General features: G+C 53.8%; 11 protein-coding genes. 5 read left to right on the top strand and 6 right to left on the bottom strand.

Annotated features, from left to right (window positions below):
• Nucleotides 1-55 precede the first annotated feature (55 nt).
• Both RIB44_09370 and RIB44_09365 read right to left on the bottom strand, forming a co-directional pair.
• Nucleotides 56-6295, bottom strand: coding sequence for a carbohydrate-binding protein (locus tag RIB44_09370; protein ID MEQ8616789.1), 6240 nt, complete (start codon nt 6293-6295; stop codon nt 56-58).
• A gap of 65 nt (nt 6296-6360) precedes the next feature.
• Nucleotides 6361-7125 carry an IclR family transcriptional regulator gene (locus RIB44_09365; protein ID MEQ8616788.1) on the bottom strand — a complete coding sequence of 255 codons (765 nt, stop codon included), beginning with the start codon at nt 7123-7125 and terminating at the stop codon, nt 6361-6363.
• Between the two features lie 137 nt (nt 7126-7262).
• On the opposite strand from RIB44_09365, the gene RIB44_09360 reads away from it, so the two are divergent.
• The 5 genes from RIB44_09360 (at nt 7263) to RIB44_09340 (ending at nt 18736) form a co-directional block, all read left to right on the top strand.
• Nucleotides 7263-8729, top strand: coding sequence for a glycoside hydrolase family 32 protein (locus RIB44_09360; protein MEQ8616787.1), 1467 nt, complete (start codon nt 7263-7265; stop codon nt 8727-8729).
• Nucleotides 8730-8772: 43 nt separating this feature from the next.
• A complete protein-coding gene (locus RIB44_09355; protein MEQ8616786.1) occupies nt 8773-10986 on the top strand; it encodes a glycoside hydrolase family 32 protein in 2214 nt (737 codons plus the stop codon).
• A gap of 73 nt (nt 10987-11059) precedes the next feature.
• Nucleotides 11060-13576 (top strand): hypothetical protein, encoded by a 2517-nt coding sequence (locus tag RIB44_09350; GenBank protein MEQ8616785.1) that lies wholly within the window; start codon nt 11060-11062, stop codon nt 13574-13576.
• Nucleotides 13577-13761: 185 nt separating this feature from the next.
• Complete coding sequence (locus tag RIB44_09345; GenBank protein MEQ8616784.1) at nt 13762-17253, top strand: DUF1553 domain-containing protein; 3492 nt, start codon at nt 13762-13764, stop codon at nt 17251-17253.
• 64 nt (nt 17254-17317) lie between these two features.
• On the top strand, nt 17318-18736 hold the full coding sequence (locus tag RIB44_09340; protein MEQ8616783.1) for a DUF1501 domain-containing protein: 1419 nt from the start codon (nt 17318-17320) through the stop codon (nt 18734-18736).
• A 34-nt stretch (nt 18737-18770) separates the two neighbouring features.
• On the opposite strand, the gene RIB44_09335 is transcribed toward RIB44_09340, so the two are convergent.
• From RIB44_09335 to RIB44_09320, 4 genes are all read right to left on the bottom strand, one after another.
• Nucleotides 18771-20249: a sulfatase gene (locus RIB44_09335; protein ID MEQ8616782.1), complete on the bottom strand. Its 1479-nt coding sequence runs from the start codon at nt 20247-20249 to the stop codon at nt 18771-18773.
• 326 nt (nt 20250-20575) lie between these two features.
• Nucleotides 20576-21727: a cellulase family glycosylhydrolase gene (locus tag RIB44_09330; protein ID MEQ8616781.1), complete on the bottom strand. Its 1152-nt coding sequence runs from the start codon at nt 21725-21727 to the stop codon at nt 20576-20578.
• Nucleotides 21714-23354: a LamG-like jellyroll fold domain-containing protein gene (locus RIB44_09325; GenBank protein ID MEQ8616780.1), complete on the bottom strand. Its 1641-nt coding sequence runs from the start codon at nt 23352-23354 to the stop codon at nt 21714-21716. Before RIB44_09325 ends, RIB44_09330 begins: the two co-directional genes overlap by 14 nt.
• A gap of 87 nt (nt 23355-23441) precedes the next feature.
• Nucleotides 23442-24071, bottom strand: a complete 630-nt coding sequence (locus RIB44_09320; protein ID MEQ8616779.1) for a sigma-70 family RNA polymerase sigma factor — start codon at nt 24069-24071, stop codon at nt 23442-23444.
• Nucleotides 24072-24530 lie beyond the last annotated feature (459 nt).

The following is a 24530-nucleotide window of genomic DNA, read 5'->3' as shown; positions in this document are numbered from 1 at the left end:
AAAATCGGCGGATCGCTAGCATCCCCTAAATACTGATCGTACTCAAGTGGAGTCATCAGAAGGTTGGATTCCATTCGTCCAATGAAAATACAACATCAACTACTTCTTCAGCTTCAGCGGCGTCTGTCTTATCTCGTTCGTCTGGCCACTCTGGTCGCAATTGCGAACGCCGCAGAGGTTGGAGCAACACGAAAGGTGAGTCAGGAGAATGAGAATAGACTTGGGGATCGATGGTGCTATCTTGAGATCGTGCTTCCGATAATTCTTTGGTTCCCTGTGTCAGCAATTCATAATAGGCTGCAACAGCGGCATCTGGGATTACTTCCGATTCGTTCAATGCTGTAGTCGATGTAACCGACGACGGCGATGTGATGCTCAAAGTAGAAGAAGCTACAGACTGCTCCAGCGGTCCAGTAGCTGTTTGACTTACGATCAACACAACATTGTCGAGATAGCTCTTTGAAAGTCCTCCTTGATTATTTATGAAGATCTCAACAATCGGACTAAATCCCACATCACCCGCCACAGCCGTGTACTGAATGCTGCGGGTCATTAAGAATTCGCTGGGAATGCCAGAAACCGTGTTTGTGTCGATGACGCTACCTAGAGAACGCGTTACTCCATTAAAGATCAGCCTCGCATCATAGACGCGTGGTGCACCGTTGCTACTACCGGTATCGAATTCCAGCGTATATTCATCTCCCTCAGCAGTTACATGAGAAGTCAGCGTCGACGAAGTGAGTAGGACCTCCGCCGAGTCATAGGCAACTGCGTAAGCCGTGCCATCAGAAGCGACATTCGGGTCACTCGCCTTCCAGCCACCGATGCCCGTGCTGGCATTGAGCGTCCAACTTGGAATCGTTGCTGGTGTACCACCGGTGGAAAGCGCTTGCTGCTCATTCTCATTGACCGCTAGTCCTGTCGATCCGGTGTGGTCTTCAAAAGAACCGTTCCCGATATTGGCGTCTACCAACGTCGTGACGATTGGAACCCCTATTCCGAAGTTACGCTGCCATGTTAAGAAGTCCAGCCCTGACACCTGTCCATCGAGATTCGCATCAGCTGCACCTTGCGTTCCGTACTGAGTCTGCCACTGCGAGAGGTCTTCACCGTCAACTTTTAGATCGGCATTAAAGTCTCCAGGAGCAATCGGTAAATCATTGACCTTAGATAGGGATAAACGATTCAGTACCCACTCGTTATCTACGCCCCCATTGTCATCCATCTGCAGGCTCAAGCTGCCGTCAGAGACGATCACTCGGAAGGTTGTTTCCAGGTATTCACCCGCCGCCGTATCGACATCGGCCAGTTGCACGAGCCCTTCAACGCTAACCATCATGTTGTCACGGGCGAGATCTTCATCCCCCAGGTTGACCGTGACATCCCAAATGCCGTCTGAGACCGAATGTTCTAATGTTGCTGCTGAGCTGCCGTAGACGAAGTCACGGTTCAGGTCGCTGCCGGTGTTGCGGTTTTCAGATGCTACCGTGCCACTCCAGCTGATGTCACCATAGGTGTCGTGCTTGATCAACCCAAAGCCGCCTTCGAGAGGTGAAGTGCTGGTGCCCAGGTCATAGTCGTATTGCGAAAGAAACGGATTGACGACGGTGGGTAAGTCGGCCACTCGAGTGAGAGACATTCTATTGAGCACCCAACCTGGGGCGGCACCAGCTACGTCGCTCGTGTCGTCGAACTTCAGGCTGAGGATGCCATCATAAACCTCGACGTCGAATTCGCGGGGCGTACTCGAAGCACCATTTTCCCACACGTAGCTGTATTGCCCCGCGGGCGAGTCGATGTCGTTGGAAATCAGTTGCGACTCGGCCCACACCTGCATATTGTCGCGGTCGTTATCCGCATCGCCCATGTTGAGCGTGACGCGATAGACACCGGGCTGTACGCGGACATTGAGTGTCGCCTCCTCAGTGCTAGTGACAAAATCGCGGTTGATGTTGTTGTTTGGTGCTGCGAGTTGGTAATCAGAATTCGGCTGGCCGTACCACCAAATATCACCATAGGTCGTGGGCGAAACGCCTTGCCAGTTACTGTTGTGAACAGGGGAGAAGGGAGTCCCCAGGTCGAGGTTGGCTGAAGTGGTTGGCCCGGGAAGATCAACCATATCGACGGGCGTCCAAACCTGCACCTCGGCAAGCGAGAGAATATTGGCGGTGTTGAGTTGCACCCGCACATAGCGGGCACCTTGAACATCGTCTAACCGGAGTCCACCATCAGTATCGCTGCCATCGATGATCAACGCCCCGCCAGCACCGATGAAGGAGCCCGTGGAGAAGACCGGCGCGCTGGAAGAATAGTTGTAAGTTTGGCCCCACAATTCGGTACCCCCGCCCTCTGGATCGCCGTCCCAGACGGTCACGTTGAAATTGTTCAGCCGACTTGCCGAGTCGGTGCGATTGTAAAGGACAATCTGCTCGACCGGTGTCTCTTGGGGCAACTCGACCTGCCACCAAACCCCCGGTTCGCTCTTGGCGGAAGTGAAGTTGGACACGGTCGAAATATCTCCGTCGATTGCATCAATGGCTGAGCCCGCACCGATTCTCCCACCACCGTCACCGTAATGATCGTTCTTCTGGGAGGCGATGCCCCGCTGGGCGACATTGCCTAAGGACGGAGAGTCGAAGCTGGCCGCAACGCGGACATTCTCCAGCGCAAGCCGCCCATTGCCATTCTTGTTGGTGCCCAAGAGCTCGATCCGCACGACGCGCCCCGTGTGAACCGAGCCCAGCCGCCGCGTTGAGGTGTCGCTCACCTCGCCCCCATCGATTCGTAGCGTCTCCCCGCGTCCGAGGCTGCCGGTGCTAAAGTAATCCTTCTCCCAAAGCTTCGTGCCACCGTCGGCCGGGCTCTCATCCCAGACGGAGACTTTGAAGTTACTCAGGTCGGAGAACGACGCATTGTCGCGATTGGTAATCTCGATCTGGCCGATCCCAAGCGACTGCACGAAGCGAGTCTGCCACCAACTATTGGTGGCAGAGGCGAGCGTTTCCGAATAGGTTCCCGCGGCGGTATCCCCAGCCAAGTCGGCGGTGTTATTGCCAGCCGTTGAGGATTGAGAAGCGATACTGTCGGTGGTGGTCAGATTACTCAGGTCGTACCCGTTGATCTGTATTTCGCCCAGCGCGATCTGATTGCCGCCGGCGCTGTTGGGGCCCAAGAGTTGAACCCTAATGAAGCGTCCCTGTGCGGAGTTGAGCCGCGTTTGGCCATCGCGTCCGATGCTGTCGGCCTGAATCTTGAGCACCTCACCAGCGTCGAGCGAGTGACTATCGGTGAGAAAATCCTGCCCCCACAATTCCGTGCCGCCCCTTTGCGGATCGCTCGACCAAACCGAAACACGGAAGTTGCTCAGCCTGCCGGGGGCGGTTTGCGGTGCCGCTAGGCTAATATCGTAAATCGCTTGCTGCTGCCCGAGGTCCACCTGCACCCAACTTCCCACATGATCGCCACCGACCGTTTCCGTGGCCGCCAAGCCGTCGGTCAAGTTGCCATCGACAGCCGCAGTGGTTGCATCAATCGATCTGAAGCCCACTGCTCCGCTGGAAATATCGCGAGGCTGATCGCCGCGCGTGCTGTAGCTCTCGACAAGTAACACACGATCGAGATACGCATTGAGCCGACCGTCGTTGCTGAACTCCACAGTGGCCTCGGTCGCGGTCGGACCGGTCGTGAAGGTGATCTCTTCGTATCCGCCAATCCAATCCTCACTCCCCAGCCGCGAGACTTGCGTCAAAGAACCCGGGGAGCTGATGCGAGCCGTTAACCGATCCTCCGCCGGTACGCCTGACTTGAGCAAGCGGAAGCTACCGATCCCCAGATTGGATGAATTGGCACCGCTGACCGAGACATATAAATCTTGCAAACCAGAAACGCCAGAGAACTCACCTCGGTCCGCTCGCCAGCGATCACCCGGCGTGCCGGTTCGGACACGCTCAATCTCCGTCAGCAGTGGCCCTGTGGGACTACCCAAGCGAACTTGAATGCCGACGTTGTCGATCGACGTCTCGAACTTTCCAGGCGGTCGGATTTGCAGAAAGTCGAGTCGGTCGTACTGGCCTGGCTCGCCGAAGTCGACATCGCTGTAGCGGACCCACTCTCCGGCAGTCATGTCGGTAATGTAGTCCTCGCCGCGGTGCGTGCCGGTGGTGATGGATCCCGAGGAGCTGTCATAGTCGTCAGCATTGTTGAGTCGATTGGCCAGTCGGGCGACCGCTCCGAACGTATAGGTCGTGTTCGGTTTGAGCCCCGTGTAGGTCTTACTGATTGCCGCCCCTGGCAAGAATTCGATGCTCTTCGTGCGGAAGGATCCGGTAAGCGCGGCGCCCGACTGTTGCAGGTTCCAAGAGTTTCGATCTTGAGCATCGGTCGTTCCGGCGAGGATGGTCCAGTCATCCATTCCGTCTCGCAGCAGGCTGTTACTTGCCAGATTTGTCCCCGGTAGCGGCGTCCAACTGTAGTTGGGGTTGGGTGGGTTGGCGGAATCGTGCCCCACGTCCCACATCGCTTGGCCCAGTTCTAACGCACCCGCGTCGGGGGCCTCGCCGCCAAATACCATGGACCCGTGTGTGCCATCGTTGATCCCCGGCAACACAATGCCAGTATCGACGGCCACTGAGCTGGCTTGCAGGCGTAAGTCTCCACCCGCAAAGTTGACGAAATCGCCAGGCTTGAAGTTATGATTGCCACGCGTGTCGACGCCCAATGCTTCGGTGTTAATCAGCGAGATTTGCAGGTTGTTATTGTACCGCGTTTGCACTACCGCGTCGGGCAGGGTCGAACCAATTCGCCCGTTGGGCGGCGTGTTGCTGATGATCGTGTTGTGATACACCTGTCGGAAATTCGTTCCGAAGGCGCGGAATTCCTCGAGAGCCGCGGACTGGAAGTCGTAAATAATGTTATGGTGAATGACCGCATTGTCATTGCGTCCGTAAAACGCCATATAGATGTCGTGCGTGTCGGTGTCACGGAACACGTTGTGATGAATCTGAGCCTGGCTACTGTTCCCGTTACCCCCATCGCTGTCGAAAACGCCCGTATCGAGCGTCAACGTCCCCGCCTGCTCGAACAGGTTGTAGCTAATGTCCGCGTTGTTGGGATAACCATCGAACACGCTCCGCGAGAATTTACGCACAGTGTTACGGCTAAAGAGCAAATCCTCCGCCGTGTCGGAAGCGCCTGTGGTACCGAGAACTCGATTCAGCGGCGTCAGCCCGATGTCATGGAAGTAGTTATTGACGATCACATGGTTATCGCCGGTGGTGGAGAACGTCTGATTCCACGTCTCGTAAAACTCGTTACCGCGAACATCGTAATTGTCGCCCTCGAAAAACATCCGCCCGAAGTTAGCACGGTCATAAGCGTAGAGAACATTGTCCTTCAGGGAGAGAAAGTTGGTGCCCGAATTGGTATCGATACTCGCACCCCGCAGGACTAGCCCTTCGAGGGTAATGTGAGACCGGCCACCGAGTTGAAAGGCGAAGGGGCGGCTCTTGAGTTCGGTTTCAAGATTATTCGGGTTCTCCCCTGGAGCTGCCTTGTAGTAGAGGGAACTGCCTTGCTTATGCCACTCGCCCGGCTTGTCGAGCACCTTGAGTGTGTCGTTGATGTAGTGAAAGTACCAGTCGTTCTTCGCACTCGGGTTGAGACTGTTGGCAAACGTGAATTTGCCGGTGGCTGACTGGTAGTCAACAATCTCCACGGATTGCTGCACGAAGTTCAGCGTCGCTCCATTCCAATAATCGTCGCCATAGCCGGCGAGGTGTGAGAGCGTGATGCTTGAGAAGTCGCTCGCAAAATCGCTTCGCGAATGTTGTCCCCAGTCGTGGCGGTCGAGAAAGTCGTTCTCGGCAAATAGCCGCGCCTCGTATTTCATATCGCCATCGACGAAGAACGTATTCGCGTCGGTGTTGCCGTTGGTGTTCCAGGGGGCATTCGCAACCCAAACGTCTGGGCCAACCGTCGGGGCGAGCGTCCATCCCCCGATTGAATCGCCACCGGAGATGACAACCTCTTCGTCGTTGTAGACGCGAAAAGTAATGGGGGCCGCTGAAGTTCCGCTGCTAGGAACACTGACTGTCTCGCGATACGTGCCACCCCGAATCAGCACTGCATCGCCCGCATGGGCCGCATTCGCTCCCGCTTGGATCGTATTGAACGGGCTCGCAAAGGTTCCAGCCCCGTTGGTGGCAACGTCGTCGACATAAAAAGTCGTTAACAACTGACGCTGTTCGAGCGGTTCGTAGCGAAGTTGTCTTCTCAGCGTTGACTTGGCTTTTTTCATCGTGGGAACTCCAGATACGGCCAAGAATGGATGCCATTTACCTACTCACCGGTTCGGAGGGAGAGCTATCGATAAGATTCGCCTGCGGCATGTGCGGCTTGCATCACGATTTTGCTTACCGCCTGAATAGTTTGATCCGGCAACCTTGAAGCTGGTGCCGCAATGGTAATGGCTCCAGCAGTACAAGCGTTGCCGTCGAGTATTGGCGCAGCAACGCATCGAATGCCTTCCAGGCCTTCTCCATCATCAATCGCATAGCCTCGGCGACGAATTGCTTTGATGTCCTCTCGGAAATGCTTTCGGCTCGTGATGGTTGTCGAAGTGAATCGCTTGTACTTGAGCCTTGTAATCAAACTCTCCTGTAGTTCGTCGGGCAGCCAGGCGATCATTGCCTTTCCGGGAGCACAACTGTAGCTGGGAGTTCGAGCACCGATGTTGGTCGAATACTTGAACGGATGCACAGAGATAAGCTGTTCGAGTACAACCGTGTCGGTATCGGCAAGGCAGCAGATTTGGCTAGTTTCGCCCGTTGATTTCCAAAGCCCACGTAATGCTGGGGCTGCCGCCTCGACCAAGCCGCGCTGTTGACTCTGTGGTTGTCCAAAGCGGAGCATCTTATTGGTGAGATGATATCGCTTCGTCGTCGGATCGCGTCCGAGGTAGTCCATTTCGGTTAGCACAGACGCAATGCGATAGAGAGAGGCGGTTGGGTAACCGAGGCGTTCCGACAGCTCGGCAATCGTGGCTGAGGGCTGAGCTGTCGCTAGGAACTCCAAGACAGACAGGCCGCGATGGAGGCTGGTGGCTTGGGATTTTTGAGTTTCAGCCATTGCTTCGGCCCTGACGGATGATTAGCCTGAGATATCAAATATGAATGATCGTCTGTATTTGATAATATCAGCTGGTGACGTTCAAGTAAACAAAATGGTCTGGAAATTAGCCCGCGGGATGCTGTGAGCAAAGAACTATGGGCAACATCTTTAGCACCAACAGGAGCAGCCTCACCATCTGGCCGTTGATCGCCTCTGCCTTCATATGCTCAAGTGCCCTTGCTAACGAACTGTACCGTGAGGCACTGCGTCCGCAATTTCACTTCACTTCTGCCAAGGGTTACATCAACGACCCCAACGGATTGGTGTACGTTGATGGCAAGTATCATCTCTTCTTTCAAGCAGGGCCCATCAACGCAAAGCGTTGGGGGCATGCGATTAGCACCGACCTGATTCATTGGAATCAACTGAATGACGCGATAAGCCCCGCCAACGGACATCCCGCCTTTTCAGGCTGTGCTGTTATCGACCACGACAACACAAGTGGTCTGCAGACTGGCGAAGCTCCGCCGCTGGTTGCTGTCTTCACGAGTTGGGGCGAGGGCCAATGCTTGGCGTTCAGCAACGATCAAGGCATGAGTTGGAAACGTTACGAAGGGAATCCAGTACTCAAGTTGCGTCACGATGCGAAGCGTTCCTTCCCGCTATCTGCTCGCGACCCGCATGTGATGTGGTATGAGCAACAGCAGCGTTGGGTCATGGTGTTGTACGAGAATCTTAATGCACAAAAGCTACGAGGAGTATCCGCGCACGAACAAGGCGGTTTTTCGATCTTCACGTCTCCTGACCTAAAGCAATGGACCCGACAAAGCCATCTTTCAGGATTCTATGTCTGTCCAGATGTCTTCGAGCTTCCGATTCAAGGAGAAAAGTCGAAAGCTTGGGTAGCAATGGACTGGGCCAAGTATACAACGGGGACTTTCGATGGCACGAGATTTTCGCCTCACGGGGAAGCACTGCCGCTTGATTACGGCAGCAAAGATACATTGTCAGCAAATCAAACTTGGAAGCATCTTTCTGATGGCCGCGTGATTCAGATTTGCTGGATCCGGGGCGGGAAATATCCGGGTATGCCCTTCGACCAGCAGCATAGTTTCCCAACGTCACTCTCTTTGCGACGCGTTGCTGGCAGGCTTCGATTGTGCAAGCAGCCAATCTGTGAAATCAGCCAACTCTATGGAAAGCGCGAAGGCCTCAAGCAAGCTGCGCTGACTGAGGGGCAAATCGAAGAGTTGGGTGTCGGTTCTCACTCGTATGACTTGCAGCTTGAGCTTTCAATTTTCTCAGAAGGTCAAATACTGTTCGACGTGTTGGGCGTGCCGATTTCTCTCACCCAACATTCGATTAGCATCAGGGACCGAACCGTCAAGCTCGAACAGCCCCTGAGCAGCCTCCGTGTGTTAGCAGACGCGACTTCGCTGGAAGTTTTCGTTAACGACGGCCTCGCCACAATGACCTTCACCACGTTCCCTCCTGATGTCCCGCAGCCAGTCCGATTGCTAATGGTCAAAGGTGAAGCGAATCTCCGTGAGGCTAAACTCTTTGAAGTGCAAACGATATGGAATTTCGATCACTCACCACCAAAGCGTGCCAGAGCGCAATAGTTTTATTCCCGAACATCCTCCCTACAAACTTTGGAAAGCTACTATGAAGATGCTATCAATCTGCTTGCTCACTCTTCTTGCCTCAGCCGCGCAAGCAGACGAACTCTTGTTCCCTAACTCTGACTTCGAGTCGGGCACGCTGGAGGGCTGGGTAGCAGAGGGCGAGGCCTTCCGCATCCAACCCACGAAGGGAGATAACCCAAAAGCAAGAGGACGGGAGTCTAGCAATCTTCAGGGAAAGTGGTGGATTGGCGGCTACGAGAAATTCAACGGCCGGGCTGGAAAAGCAGGCGATATCGCTGGAGATCGGCTGACTGGCACGCTGACTTCTCGCGAGTTTACGATTCGACATCCTTACCTCACGTTCCGGATTGGAGCTGGAAAGTTGCCCGGAAAGGTGGGCGTGAAACTGCTGGTGGGGGGCGAAACTGTTGAACTCGCAACTGGTGTCGATAGCGAAACGATGGTGATTGTTAGCTCGGATGTGAAGAAGTACCAAGGCAAGATCGCCCGACTGCAGATCTTCGATCATGCCACTGGAGGCTGGGGCCATATTAATGCTGACGATTTTCGTGGCACAGACAAGCCGGTACCCAGACCCGTCGAATGCACACGAGTGGTCCGCATTGACGGTGACTATCTACAACTTCCGCTACTAGATCGGGAAAAGCGTCAACAACCTGGGGTGGCAAAATTTACGATTGAAGAGGACGGTCGAGTCCTTCGTTTTCTGCGACTAATGTTTCCAGCTGAAGGGCAGGACCCTGACTTCTGGTACAGCGCGGACGTCAGCGAGTTCCGGGGGCAACAGGTAACATTGCGATACCGTTCGATTGACGCAAAAGTGCTAGAGAGATTGAAGTTTAGCAATGAGAAGCTCGTTGATCCCAAGGCGTACGAAGGGCCATACCGACCACGGTTCCATTTCAGCCCGCGAATGGGTTGGATGAATGACGTCAACGGCACGCACCACCACGAGGGTGTTTACCATCTCTTCTACCAGTCGAATCCGACGATGAGCGGCCACTCGACAGGATTCGACATGCACTGGGGGCATTCGGTCAGCCGTGACCTACTGCACTGGGAAGAATGGCCAATTGCGTTGCATCCCGATGCTGTGGGAAACATCTTCTCGGGCACCGCAATGGTTATCGAGCAGGAATTTCCCGGCATCAACGACAATCGTCCCGTGCCAACGCCGGCGTTATTCTTTTCGGGGACTTCGCCCTTCTCACAGCATTTAGCGACGACTGCCGACGGAGGCAGAACTTGGCAGCGCTATCCCGAGAATCCGATCGTGAACAATATGGGGCAAGGTGATCGCGACCCGAAAGTTATCTGGCACGAGCCTTCGCAGCATTTCGTTATGATTCTATTTGTCGGCCAACCGCGCACCTATAGAATTCTGCGCTCCAAAGACCTGAAGCAGTGGGAGCAGGTCAGCGTGCTTCCCGGTTGGAATGAGTGCCCTGAATTTTTACAAATGAAGTCCCCCACAACTGGGGAAGACCTTTGGCTGCTGTACGGGGGCTACAATAGCGAGGCGTTTGATAAGCCACCGACGAAAATTGGATCTGCCTATCAATTGGGCCGTTTCGATGGCCGGACATTCACGCCTGTCACGCCAATACGCCGCGCTCATCAAGGTCCCAACTTCTACGGAGCACTCACGTTCGCCAACGAGCCCGATGGCAGGCATCTCATGATGGGCTGGGCGGCCGGCACACGTTTTCCCGATGAGCCCTTCAACAGCTGTGCCACGCTCCCATTGCGCATGACGCTCCGGGCAATCAACGGAGATGACGTGTTGCACTACGAACCGGCCCAAGAAGTAGAAGAACTGCGTGACGAGCCAATCGTTCGTGTGCAAAACGTAAGCGGCAGCGAATGCCAGGAGCAACTCAACAATTTGCCGAAGGAGGGGTTATACGACATTATCCTGGTATTGAAGGATGAGCAAAAAGCTAAGGTGGAGGTCACGCTCTCGCAGCATGGGTTCGTTTTCGACACGTCAACAAAGCAGCTCACACGAACGAAAAATGGAAACGACAACGGAGCTATGTCACTTCATCCCCGGGGAGACTTGCACGCCCGGTTTCTAATCGATCGCGGCATAACCGAGTGCTTTTGGAACAAGGGCGAAGCAGCTTATTCGATGGGCTCCCTGCACACCGATCCGGGGCCTACTTTCGCGATCAGCAGCGATGCTCAAGTCAAAGAATTAGTCATCTACCCTATGCACAATATTTGGGAATAAACATCCAGTTCGGGTGTTCGACACGAGGCATTATTTGCGATTTTTAGACAGATATTCTGATAGGTACTCACCCATGTTTCGTGTAGGTATGCCGGTTGTTCTCCTTGTTGCCGTCTTCACCGTTGATGATGCGGCGATTGCCGAGATCAAAATCGATAGGGACCGTGGTGTTGCTTCGATCCACGGTGAAGGAGTCGCCATTCAAGATGTCCGCCCAGGCGTCCAGTTGCTTGATTCGTCTGATAAGCTAATCGACTGGCGAATCGTTGGACCCCCGCATAAAAGCGAAGTTCACGAAACTGAAACACCGTTGGGCCCAGGACGCGCGACGACTCTGCTTTGGAGCCATCCTGGTGGCTATCAGTTGGCGTACCAGATAACGCAATTGCAAAATCATCCCGGCGGTACGCTTCGCTGCGAATTCTCGAATCGTAGCGACAAGCCCATTCGCCTCCGGCGTTTCTTTCTGATTGACACACCACCCGGCGCGCTACAAGTCGACGGAAGCACTGCGGCATGGATGACCGCGTCACGCTACTTGAAATACGCTCGCTACTACGACACGTTGCACGACCTCATCGAGAGAGGACAACTACGCACAGACCAATCAAGCCCGGACGACACAGTCCGTGAGATTCCCTACGAAGAGGATTTCACGCTATATACCAACCACGGTGAATCAGGGCTAAGCATTAGCGCAGTTGGCGATGTCTCCTGGGTCTGGACTCATCTGCACACTCCGAAAAATAGAGAGCAGTTAAGAATCGACGTGACCAGCGAAATGACCGGTGTTCTGGTAGAACCAGATGAAAGCCGTTCCAGCGAGACCATCTTGGTATCCACGGCATCATGGAAATCGGCAAGTGAAGCGGTCGTACAGTATTTGCGAACGACCTTCAAGCCACGCGATACTCCTCCTTTGTTTGGCTGGTGCAGCTGGTACTGTGCCGGAGCTCATGTAACGGAACAGCACTGCCAGAAGGTCGCCAGCTATGTGGCTAAGCACCGGGATCGCTATCCCTTCCAGACCCTCCAAGTTGACGAGGGCTGGTCGATAGGAAGGCATCGGTGGCACGCGAATGGTAAATTCAAGCGTGGCATGGGGGCACTGGCCAGCGCATTCCGTGAAGCCAACGTGATGCCGGGTGTGTGGCTATGCCCGGCCACACCAAACTCCCAACGTATTATCGACGGTCGGCTAGTGCATTTCGGTGGTCAAGGAGGCCATGGAGTACGTGCGTTCGACAAGTCGTGGTATGTGGGAGCCCGAATCGGCAAGCCAACGACAGGTTCACTCGACCCGTCGTCACCTGCCGCAGCCGAGTACATGACGGGTGAACTGAAGCGGCTTTACGACCAGGGTTACCGCTACTTCAAAACAGACTTCTCTTTGGTGGCGGATATTGAATCCGGCTATTGGGACCCCAAAGCAACCCGTTTTGAAATGCAACGTCGTCAATATCAATTATGGCGAGATGCCATCGGTGAGGAGAGCTATCTGCTGGCCTGCAACGGAGGACCAGCGCGAGCTGTGCTGGGTATCGCTGATGCCACGCGCATAGGAACCGACAGCAATCAAAAGTGGGCCTTCTGCTATCCCCCCAATGAGTTTGGCAAACCATCCAACGTTCACGGTTCATGGTTTCCCATTCTGCAGATTGGCTGTGCGTCATTCTACAACCGACTGATCGCCTGTGACCCCGACGTGACACGCATTGATGACACGGGCAATGCGCTCCTCGACCCTCGGTTTGTTGGTCAAAATAAGAAGGCACAACACTATCAGAACATGGACACCGTCCAAACTTTCCACGGCATCCTTTCGCTCTATGGCGGGACGATGATGGTGTCCGACCTTCTCAACGATTCTCACTTTCTGACAGAGAACAAACTGAGGATGCTAGAGATTATGCACCCAGTGACGCCCGAGAAAGGCTACAACTTGTCAGGCGGTACGGATGTGCTGAACTCGCAATTTGGGTTCGTTGCGAACCGTGATTGGGGCAAGTGGATCTCGATGGTGACTTGGAATCCCGATCATCACGAATCTCAAAATCTGAAAATAGATCGCGCGCCTGCAGAAACAGCAGACCAGAAATTTCATGTCTGGTCATTTTGGGAGGAGAAATATCACGGCATTCAGGACCTTTCCTATGAGTTCGATAGCGTGCCGAAATACTGCTCTCGACTTCTGCGATTGACGCCAATTGATTCAGCTTCTCGCCCCACCCTAATCGGCTCCAACTTGCATATGAGCATGGGGGCTGCGGAAATTGCGAATGTGCGAACTACGGACGATACTGTCTTGATTGAACTCGTGCCCACGGCAGGAGCCCTCGAAGGCCAACTTATCTTCTCCAGTGAAGACCACCTAGAAGTGAGTTCCGCAACCGGATGTGAAGTATTCGTCTATAATTCAGACGAGAGTATTTTCACGGTTGTTATCACAGATCGAGACCGCAACTCAGATCAAAAAATCACTTTGCAGAAGACAGAAAATCCCCGGCCAACTCTTAGGCAGATCCGTGAAGACCTAGAGCTTGGCCCGAAATGGCGTTCGTCAACGTCAACGACTCTGAAGACGAAGTAGGTTTGTCGATGCTACGGCACCATAGGCGTACACACACCTCAGCCGATCCAATCAATCAGGCGAATAGAAAAGTAATGATGCGAGTTAGTGTTTGTCTACTGCTTTTGGCCATCTTTGAGCAATGCACTTCGGCGGATGAGCGTTTGCCCCAAAAGGTAACCTTCAATGCGCACATTCGGCCCATCATGTCGCAGACTTGCTTTGTCTGTCACGGGCCAGATGATGAAGCGAATGACTCGGGCTTCCGTATCGATTCCTTCAAGGCAGCAACTTCCAAGCTGTCAGATGAAACACGTACCGGCATCGTTCCAGGTGAAGCGGAAGATTCAGAAGTCTACCAACGAATCATGGGGCTCGGTGACGGTGAGCAAATGCCGCCGGAAGACTTTCTGCACCAACTCAGTTCTTACGACAAAGCTCTAATCCGACGTTGGATAGAACAAGGGGCCGAATACGAACAACATTGGTCGTACACCAAAATCGAACGACCCAGCGTCCCCAAGGTGCAGCTACCGATCGGTAATGAAATCGACGCCTTCATTTACGATCGACTCGGTCGCGAAAGCTTAAAGCCCAGCCCGCAAGCCGACAAGCGAACACTCCTGCGGAGACTGAGTCTTGATTTGATCGGCTTACCTCCGACACCCGAGGAAGTCCAGCGATTCCTCCATGATGATTCTCCTGACGCTTATGCTCGGGAAGTGGAACGACTACTAAGCTCCCCACATTTTGGCGAACGCATGGCGATTCGGTGGCTGGATCTGGTGCGCTTCGCTGACACGGTGGGCTTCCACGGCGATCAAAACCATAACATCTATCCGTATCGTGACTTTGTGATCAACTCGATCAATCGCAATCAACCGTTTGATGAATTTACCCGTGATCAGTTGGCGGGTGACCTGCTCCCGAATCCAACCCCCGAGCAATTGGCGGCTACCGGGGTGCTTCGCCTCAACATGATGACCCGCGAAGGTGGCGGACAGCCTGAAGAGTACTTAGCGAAGTACACGGCTGACCGAGTTCGTCTGCTGGGGACGGCATGGCTCGGTTCGACCACGGGATGCTGCGAGTGCCACAACCACAAGTTCGATCCTTTCACGATCAAGGACTTCTATTCACTGGGAGCTTATTTCGACGATCTGCGGCAGTGGGGAATCTATGCCGACTACGATTATGCGCCGAACGACTACACGCCGAACCCAGAACTGGATGGATTCGGAAACCATCACCCGTTTCCTCCAGAGATGCGCATCGACTCTGCCTCGACTTGGGCGTCCTTGCTGGAACGCGAAGCAGTAGTAGAAGACCTCGCGGCAGCGGCGGTTCCTGAAAAGCAGCGTACGTCAGCCGAGATGAAAGCATGGGCCCAGCAACTCAAGTCCTGGTTGCAAAGTAATCCGGAGGGGTGGCAAGCGGCAAAGATTTCCAAAGTAGAGAGTGCAGGTGCGACCAAGACAACGCTGCTCGAAGATCAAAGCGTGCTATTCGAGGGCGACCCTGCAGGTGCGGAAAATATTACTCTGGAGCTACATGCCCCTACTTCGATTCCCATTGTCTCGATGCGGTTAGAAGTCTTGCCGGACGAACGTCATGGCGGTTTCGTCGGTCGACAAGCGGACGGTCACTTCGAGCTTTCGGTTCCCAAAATCACGAGGGTTGCCAAAGCTCAGCGCGACACGCCAGCCACCACCGTAGCGTTGCCAAGATATGTTCGAATCGAGTTGCCGCATCAGCAGTTCTTATCTCTGGCGGAAGTGGAAGTGTTGGTGAAGCAAGCTGACGGGCAGATGGTGAATGTCGCCCCGGCCGGAGTTGCCCGACAGTCCAGCACCTATCCTGGTGGCGAAGCCCGCAAAGCGATCGACGGCATTACGGACGGAGACATGAAACGCTCCAACTCCGTTTCGCATACGAATAAAGAATCGCATTCCTGGTGGGAATTGAATCTAGCAGGTGAACATGCGATTCAGGAAGTTCGTATTTGGAATCGAACCGACGGGAAGCTCGGTTCGCGACTGACCGGCTATCGAGTCATCTTGCTTGATGCCGAGCGCAATACTTTGTGGCAGACCAAGCCAGACCTGCCAACTCCCAAGGTCAGCATCAATCCACCGGACAAGCTCTTTCGCTCGAGAAATCAGCAGCTCGAAATCGCCTGGGCGATTGCTGATCGCAAACGACCGATGGAATACAAACAGAGCCGCATTCCAGAATACCTGGGCAAGCGTTGGGCTAGCGGTCCAGAAGTATGGCAACTGCCCTCCGACGAGGCGCGCCTGAAGCATACGGCCGTGTACCATTTTGAGCGCCCAGTAACTCTCGAAGATGGGGATTCCTTATTCGTAACTCTTAGATCCGCTGACGTAGGCCGCGTGCGAGTCTCATTCTCTCCTTTCGTCCGTAATGTCGCTGGCAAGCCCGCGGTAAGCGAGCGGTTGAAAGCTGAAGGGTCTCCAGCACAAGCCACTTTTGCAGCGTGGTTTCTGTCAACAACTCCCAAGACTCGCTACCCCGAGGCATTTCGGAAGGCCCTGCGGCTCGTAGCACAACGGCACTCGGGCTTCGCCATGACGATGATTGCGCAGCCGGTTGAAGAAGCAAAACGCCGGCGCAGTCGCGTGTTGCCACGTGGCGACTGGCAGAGCAAAGAGGGTGAATTCGTGAAGCCCAGGCCCCCCGAATTCCTAGTCAGCACAGATACGAAGACCATGGGAGATGACCACAGGCAATCGCGACTTGATCTCGCCGGTTGGATAACTTCGCCGGACAATCCACTCACGGCTCGTCACTTTGTCAATTACACCTGGCAGCAGTTTTTTGGCACGGGCTTGTCTTCCCGGCTCGACGATCTCGGCAGTCAGGGCGAATGGCCCAGTCATCCGCTGCTACTCGATTGGTTGGCGAGCGAGTTCATCAACAGCGGCTGGGATCGTAAGCACATCGTTCGGCTGATGGTACTTAGTAACACCTATCAGCAGGCTGCTGCAATTAGAGACGACTTGAAAGTAGTCGATCCCTACAATCGCTTGCTAGCCCAGCAGTCTGCTCGTCGCTTGGAAGCAGAAGTTCTGCGTGACAACGCCCTTGAAATCGCTGGCTTACTTTCGAAACGCTACCTCGGCGGACCGAGTATACTTCCCTATCAGCCGCGAGGGCATTGGCGAATAATCTCGCCTCCAGGACGCTCCTATCCGACCAGTCCTGCGCATGAGCAATACCGAAGAGGCGTTTACACGCACTGGCAGCGCACCTTCTTACATCCCATGCTAACCAATTTCGACGCACCCGCTCGCGATGAGTGCGTTGCTGAGCGTCCTCTCTCGAATAGCCCGCAACAAGCGTTAACCTTGCTGAACGACCCTTCCTTTGTCGAGGCGTCGGTGGCGATGGCAGATAAGCTGCTGCAAGGTGTCGAAAATCCGACGCTCGAAGACTTTCTACAGCGTGCCTTTCATCGTGCTTTATTGCGTCCTGCTCGCGAGGAAGAACTCAGGCATTTAACGGACTTCGTACGTCGTCAAGAACGTCGTTTCCAGCAGGCACCAGAACGAGCACAGACATTCTTGGGCGCAGTGCGATACAGGCCGACGAGCCTGACCGCGGACACGCAACTTGCCGCCTGGTCTCAGGCCTGCCGAGCGATCTTGAACTCACACGAATGCATTACCAGATATTAGTCAACATACCATTACGGAACTGAAACCACGCCGTGTTGTCCCGCTTGAGCCATCTAGCGAAACCATGAATGCCGAATTTGAAATCGCACGACGTACCTTCTTGTCCCAATCGTTTGCCGGAGTGGGTTCGCTTGCGCTAGCCTCACTTGCGGCCGGGCAAGCAAGCGGCGCCACGAATGCTGCACATCCGTGGCCGAGTCAAAAAGGCCTGCCCCACTTTGCGCCGCGTGCCAAACGCCTCCTGCACCTGTGCATGGCAGGCGGGCCCAGTCAGTTTGAGTCGTTGGACCCCAAACCAGAGTTGGACCGGCTAGACGGACAGCCCTTTCCTGAATCGTTCACGAAAGGGGAGCAACTTGCTCAACTGCAAAACAAGCCGTTGATCGCCCGCAAATCGATCGCTGAATTCAAGAAAATTGGGCAGTCCGGCATCGAGTGGTCGAACCTGTTTCCTCGCACAGGCAAACATGTTGACGATCTGTGCATTATTCGCAGCATGACCACCGAGCAAATCAATCACGATACGGCACACGCCTTCTTGAATAGTGGCTCAATCATTAAAGGCCGTCCCAGCATGGGGTCGTGGCTGTTGTACGGCTTGGGAGCAGAAACGGAGAACCTGCCAGGCTACGTCGTGATGTCCTCGTCCGGACCGGGCTCGCAGCCAATTTCTGCGCGACAGTGGAGCGCTGGATTTCTACCCAGCCGGTACCAAGGCGTCCAGTTCCAAGCGTCGGGGGCACCAGTCCACTACATCGATAACCCTCGCGGTATCGATCGCGCCACGCAGCGTGAGTTGATCGATGAGATCCGCCGATTGAATGTGGGGATGCAGAAACGCGTAGTCGATCCGGAAATCGACACTCGCATCGCCCAGTACGAAATGGCGTTTCGCATGCAAGCCGCCATTCCAGAACTGACCGACATGCGAGACGAGTCGGCGACCACGATCAAGGCTTACAATATCAAGTCTCCCGGTGATGGTTCTTACGCTTCGAATTGCTTGTTGGCTAGACGACTCCTAGAGCGGGGCGTTGGTATCGTCCAACTCTACCATCGTGGTTGGGACCACCACTCTAGCCTGGAAAGAGATTTCAAAAAATCAGCAAGAGATACCGATCAAGCCACCGCGGCGCTGTTGTCTGAACTCAAGAGTCGCGGCTTGCTCGAAGACACCTTGGTGATTTGGGGTGGCGAATTCGGACGCACGCCCATGGCGCAGGGGACTGGCCGAGATCACCACATCAATAGCTTCAGTATCTGGATGGCCGGTGCCGGAGTGAAGCCCGGTATCGTCTACGGGGCAACCGATGAGCTCGGTTACCGTGCAGTCGAGGATGTTGTGTCAGTACATGACTTGCACGCAACGCTACTGCACCTGTTCGGCATCGAGCATCATCGCTTCACGTATCCGTTTCAGGGACTCGACCTCAAACTCAGCGGGGTTGAACCTGCGCACGTTGTGAAATCGATCATCAGCTAACAGCCGTAACAAGCCATCGATTAGATGCGTATCGCTATTCCCGCAGCTCCAGCTTTTCAAAAGCAGGGTAGGCTAATGCCCGATAACTTGGGATCTTGATTTCGCTTTGCCAGTCGGTAAGCTCTCCCTTCAGTTGATCGAGTATCTCAGGACGAGACGCGGCGAGATTGTTTGTTTCGCCGGGGTCGTCTATCAGGTTGAATAACTCGAATCGCTCTTCCAAACCATGTGGCGTAGGATAACGCCGAACCATCTTCCAATCCCCTTCACGAATCGCTGCACTAGGGCCGAACACCGGATCGTCGCCGTAGGTCGGATAATGCACGGCTTCACCGTAACGCAGCCATTTCAGTGAGCGAGGTTTGAGTCGACCGCTGGAGTCACGCAACAGCGGCGTCAGGTCTACGCCGTCCATCGCTTTATTCTGATCGGAACGCCCTGAAACACCGGTGGCCGCAAGGAGCGTCGGGTAGAGATCGTGCCCGACAACGCTTTCGTCGCATTGGGCTCCTGGTTTCGTAACGCCCGGCCAATGGACGATGAGTGGTACACGTGTGCCACCATCGTAGACGGTTGTTTTTCCTGACCGGAGTGGAGCGTTCGAGGTAATGCCCTTGCGAACCTCGCCACCGTTGTCACTAAAAAAGATCACAATGGTATTCTCGGCCAAGCCATTATCCTCCAGGGCACAAAGGACTCGACCTACGCTGTCGTCGAGATGCGAAACGAGTGCCGCATAATTGGGATTGTCGTGGTTTGCGCGTGGCGTCACGAGATCCTTGAAGTGATCTACCTTTTCTTTGTTTGCCTCGATGGGTGTGTGAACCGCGTAGTACCAAAGGTTAAGTAAGAAGGGTTGATCGTTGCCGCGGCGGCTTTCCAGGTACTTGGCCGCCTCTTCGCCCAAACAATAAGTAAGATGATCGCCCGATTGGTAGCCTTCCAAGTCCGGTACGGCGCTGCGTTCGAGGGCCTTCCCGGACTTACTCTTGTTTCGATAGGGATAATGAAAACTCCCAGGACAACAGAAATCGTTCGAGGCGATTACTTTTTCGAAGCCCTGAGCTTCAGGCACGGTATCTTCGTTGACGCCGACATGCCACTTGCCGATATGGCATGTCGAATAGCCTCCATCACGCAGCGCCTCGGCGAGAGTGTATTCTTCCGCGATTAAGAATTCGCCTCCGCCTGACATCGAACGAATTCCACCATGACCAACGATCCCTAGGCGGGCTGGATTCTTACCGCTGAGGATGGCAGCGCGGCTCGGCGAACAAGTGGGTTGAGCGTAGGCATTCGTGAACAAAACGCTTCGTTCGGCAAACGCGTCGATGTTGGGCGTTTGGTGGAGGTCGCTACCCATACAACCTAGATCGTGATTCCCTAGGTCATCTGCAAGAATGAGTACAACGTTGGGCCGAGCTAACTCTTCTGCTCTTGTAGAGATGCTCGTGACCAGGATTATGGCGACCGCTACTGAACTCAACAGGTCAGGTGCTAGCGTAGATGGCATAAACTAAAGCAGCTTAGAAAAACGTGTTGGGAAGTAGAATTGCTTGCCGACGAGACTCGCACGCTGAGTTAGCGGCATAGCAATTATGAAATCATCACTTATTAGGAGCTCTAGTACGTTCGAATCCGTTTCGGACGCTGCACACAAACTTGCTTGTACTGGTCAGTGAATATATTCTGGGGTACCCAAAAAATTGGTGCCGTTCTGAAGCGAAGTCGTTGCTATTGCGGAAGTTCATAGGTGCGCCGTTTCGATCTCACTCGATCAGCATCGAAGGTGCAGGTATTTTCGCCGGTAAGATGTTTTAGAGCAAGCAGTCAGCCGTGTCATTCTGGGACAGGATCAGCTTCGTGCTCCTGACTTGCCGCTTGCCAAAGATATCCTTTCTCCTTGGCATCCGGTAGCAGTTTGCCGATGTAGTAGTCACGAAATCTCTTCGGCGTATCGATGTTCCAATGGAACCAACTGATACCCAGCCGCTCCATTGATTGCACCCCAAGCTTGTCACCTTCTAAACCGCTGGCGTCGAGCCAGTCGAGTTCTTCTATCGACTTCACTGGAAAGTTTTGCTCCGTGTTAATGACGGGATACTCGGCCATCAGTTCCAGAATATACTTTTCGGGATTCACATGCTCAGGCTTCGGGTTGTAGGGATGAAACGCGACCGATGCGTTGGAAAAATCGACTCCCAACGCAGCCAACTTTCGCGCGGTTTTGAGCATCGAATGCTTTACTGGGTCTTGTGGGATGTGGTTTGCGAAAGATAGCAAAACGATATGAGTTTGAGGGGCTCGCTGGCGAATCACTTCGTAGATGCGATACGTATCTCCGAGTACTTCATCTGTGTAGTTGTCGGGCCGCCATTTTGCGTATTCGTTCAGTGGCTCGTAAAAGACGTGCGTGCGGTTTGCGTAACGAGGGGCCACGAGCTCCCAAAAGTTGACTACTTCATCCATTGATTCCAAGTAGGGGAACTCCCCCTTCTCGTTCGTCGGCTGAGAATGGTCGGGATCGCGATAGCCACCGGTGTTGTGGTAGTTGACGAGAACCGACATGCCATGCTTGCCAGCCGTCTCAATGAGATAGTCCAGTTCATAGAACATCTCCGCCTGATCGTAGAGATCACTAAAGTCGCCATGCGGATAGGGCGTGGTGTCCCCCGGATCACCGTGGGCCCGTTGCCAAGGATCAAACACCGCTATGCGAAGTGCTGTGATGCCATTAGCCCTCAACATCTGCCAGTATTCTGGATCGTAGAAGTAGCGTGTCTCCCCGTTGTGCCGCTGATACTTATTCATCATCACTGACGTTCCGCGCATGGGTTGGTCGTCGGCGGCGACAACTACTTTGCCGAAATGATTCTCCTCAATATGAACACGCCCTAGGACTTCACTTTCGGCAGCGAATGCTGACCACCCGAAGGCATAAGCGTAGCAAAATCCAAGGAAGCAGCTTAGAAGTCGATTACTTGAAACCATTTCCGGCCCTGTAAAGTTCACTGATTTCTTTTGCCGTCAATGGCCGACTGTAAAGTGCGATATCGTCGATGCGACCGCAGAGCGGGCGATCGTAGAATAGGGGGCCTCCTGGCGCGAAATCTGGCGTGTGCCCCCAGTTGCCAATGGTACTCGGGCCAAAAGTCAAAAAGGACTGCGGAAGCTCAACTTTACTACCCGAGACCAGTTCTCGATCAACATAGTAGCTGACCTGACCAAGCCGTGCATTCACGACGCACGAAACAAGCTTCCAATCGCCGACTTGTATTTCTCCTTCGCTTGAGTGAATCCTGAAATTCTCGAAGTCTTTATTCTCGTCACGACGAATACCGCCATCGAGCGAGCCATTTCGCATGATGTTGAAATGGTGGGTCGCTTGCCTCCAGTCATTTGAATTGAGGATCGTTTGATAGGGCCAACTAAACGAATGAAGTTGTAGCCAAGCTGTAATTGTAAATGCCTCGTATTCTCCAGGAATGTCAACATCCAGCGAATCATCGAAACTTTCAAACAGCATGGCTTTCGTACCTGGCCAGCGACCTTGAACAATCGCACTACCGCGTCGGACACCGTCAGACATCTCATCATTGCGTACAACGTTGGCGACACGGCTGGGTTCTCGACTAATTCGCTCGAAGTCGAGATAGAAAACGAGCGTGGGATCAGTCAAGAGTTCAGCTTTGAATTCGTTCCATCGCCGACGTCCCAGATCAGCCGAAGTGAGGTAGCTAGTCCCGCGGATGTTTGCTATTTCGGGACCATTTCTTTGCAACCAAGAATCTCCGCTGCCGACAGCCAACTCTTTGAGGAGTTCTCCTTCTTGCAGCAAACGCACCTTGCCTGAAAACACGCGAACATCGGCTGTTTTATCATCGAGCACCGAAACGCCAAACTCCGTGCCGAGATCTTCAACTTCGAAGTCGGGTGTGGAGATCGTAAATCCTTTAGCCGCATCGGGGACGTGAGCTCGAACCTTTCCTTGGTGTAGCACGACCGACATGCTATTCACGATCGTAAATTCTGCTGGAGATTCAACGACCAGTTTCGTACCATTATCAAAGATGACTCCTGCGGCCCCACGCTCCAAGCGATATTCTCCGGCTCGAAAGGAGTCGCCTTCTGGCTGCTTGTCTTGGCTAAACTGCACCTGATAGCCGCTCGCAAGCCGGGCAACTGCGATAGCTTCGTTTTGAGTGTGTTTCTCATCGGAACTTGCTTTTGCGAAGCGATTCGGTTGATGCCGTATGGGCCAGTAGGCCCAAGTACCCATCGCGACTAAGAGAGCAATCGCGAGGCCCCAAACTAAGTTCGCTGAGAATCTTCGCTCCGCTTTCGTCTCTAACGCCAAGGCTCCTGCTGACACTACGCTAGGCGAGTGGGGCAGCGTCTCATCACTGGAGAGCATGTCAACGGCACCGATCAGCCCCTCTGGACCAAGCCATTCGTCAAGCAGATCATGCATCAAAAGATAATCGACAAACTCTCCTTGTTTCGCACCATCGTCCAACAGAATCGCTTCTAGACGCTTTAAGTCAACACTTGAAACTTCATCGTCAACGATTCTCTGAAGCAGATCTGCCCAATCGTCTTCGGAGTAGGGGTGTTTCATTGCTCTTCGCTAAAAGATAATAAGATAATAATTGGTGCTGTCCGTAAGTGTTTAAGTATCTAATATCTCTAGTTCATTGAAACGGACTTAAATGCCTGGGGTCTGTCCCGCCTTGAGGCGTGCGGAAATGCAAGCCATTAAAGTTTGACGAATCCGATACAGCGTTTGTCGAATCGAGCCGGCAGGACGCTGCGTTGTTTCCGCAATCGCCGCAATTGAGTGTCCTAGACTGTATCGCATCTCTAATAATTGCCGGCGGGCGGGTGTCAGTTTTTCAAAGCATTCAGAGAGTGCGCTGCGGCGCTCTTCGAGATTCTCAAGCCTTTCTTCGACGACAACCACTAGTTCTTGCATCAGTTCGCTATTGAGAACATGCTTGTTTCGCCCCAACCGTTTGAAGTGTGACAACACCTCGTAACGGGCAACTGTGCTCGCCCATGCCCAAAAGTTCGTCCCCGGCTGAAAGCCTCTCGCTTTGCGTAGGAGAATCACATTCGTCTCTTGCAACACATCATCGACTTCGGCAGCGTTAAATAGCAAACACCTAACAAAGCCACGAAGACGTGATTGATGTTGGGTAAGAAGCTGATAGAACTCCTCAGTGACTCCGCGATCAGTGACTTCGCCACCTGACGCTGGCTGACTCGATCCTGGCTGGCTCGATGCAGACGATGTTGTTTGAGACCTCTCGAAGTTGGAATCGCTGGTGGGTCGCATAATAACTACCGGGAATAATCTGAGTCCTCAGCAACTACCCATTGGAGCCGACAACAGTCTACCGAGAAATTTAGAGCTTCTAGTTGAACTCCGCTAACTAACAAACGAACCAATCGGTGTGTTTGTCAACGATAATCTTTCGGGTTTGTACGATCACCAGCTTCAAGCCCGCTCAGCCCCCAACAGCAAGGGAGTACATAGGTTGCCTCCCGCATTCTAACGCCCATATTTTGACGTAAATGGTTTTACCTAAGTGACTTGCGCGCGGGAGACGGTTTCAGCAATAGCTTGCAATAATTTTTCTCCAATCGATACGATTAAATTGTTGACGATCCGGCCTCTCGCGCTGTTTTCCTACTAGAGAGGCTATAGCTCGTTCGACTCGATGGGAGTTTGCGTGCAAACGCATTGACTCGGGCGATTATTTGGGATTCGGAGTTAAACGAATCGAGATGATCT

This window comes from Lacipirellulaceae bacterium (assembly GCA_040218535.1).
GTDB lineage: Bacteria > Planctomycetota > Planctomycetia > Pirellulales > Lacipirellulaceae > Adhaeretor.
Note: the sequence above shows the minus strand (reverse complement) of the source record. Positions and strands in the feature narration are given on the sequence as shown.

Excerpts from the sequence above, each read along its gene's own strand:
- RIB44_09325 (MEQ8616780.1), bottom strand. The coding sequence starts at position 23,354 with ATGAAACACCCCTACTCCGAAGACGATTGGGCAGATCTGCTTCAGAGA.
- RIB44_09345 (MEQ8616784.1), top strand. The coding sequence starts at position 13,762 with ATGTCGCAGACTTGCTTTGTCTGTCACGGGCCAGATGATGAAGCGAAT.
- RIB44_09320 (MEQ8616779.1), bottom strand. The coding sequence starts at position 24,071 with ATGCGACCCACCAGCGATTCCAACTTCGAGAGGTCTCAAACAACATCG.
- RIB44_09335 (MEQ8616782.1), bottom strand. The coding sequence starts at position 20,249 with ATGCCATCTACGCTAGCACCTGACCTGTTGAGTTCAGTAGCGGTCGCC.
- RIB44_09355 (MEQ8616786.1), top strand. The coding sequence starts at position 8,773 with ATGAAGATGCTATCAATCTGCTTGCTCACTCTTCTTGCCTCAGCCGCG.
- RIB44_09340 (MEQ8616783.1), top strand. The coding sequence starts at position 17,318 with ATGAATGCCGAATTTGAAATCGCACGACGTACCTTCTTGTCCCAATCG.
- RIB44_09365 (MEQ8616788.1), bottom strand. The coding sequence starts at position 7,125 with ATGGCTGAAACTCAAAAATCCCAAGCCACCAGCCTCCATCGCGGCCTG.
- RIB44_09360 (MEQ8616787.1), top strand. The coding sequence starts at position 7,263 with ATGGGCAACATCTTTAGCACCAACAGGAGCAGCCTCACCATCTGGCCG.
- RIB44_09350 (MEQ8616785.1), top strand. The coding sequence starts at position 11,060 with ATGTTTCGTGTAGGTATGCCGGTTGTTCTCCTTGTTGCCGTCTTCACC.
- RIB44_09330 (MEQ8616781.1), bottom strand. The coding sequence starts at position 21,727 with ATGGTTTCAAGTAATCGACTTCTAAGCTGCTTCCTTGGATTTTGCTAC.
- RIB44_09370 (MEQ8616789.1), bottom strand. The coding sequence starts at position 6,295 with ATGAAAAAAGCCAAGTCAACGCTGAGAAGACAACTTCGCTACGAACCG.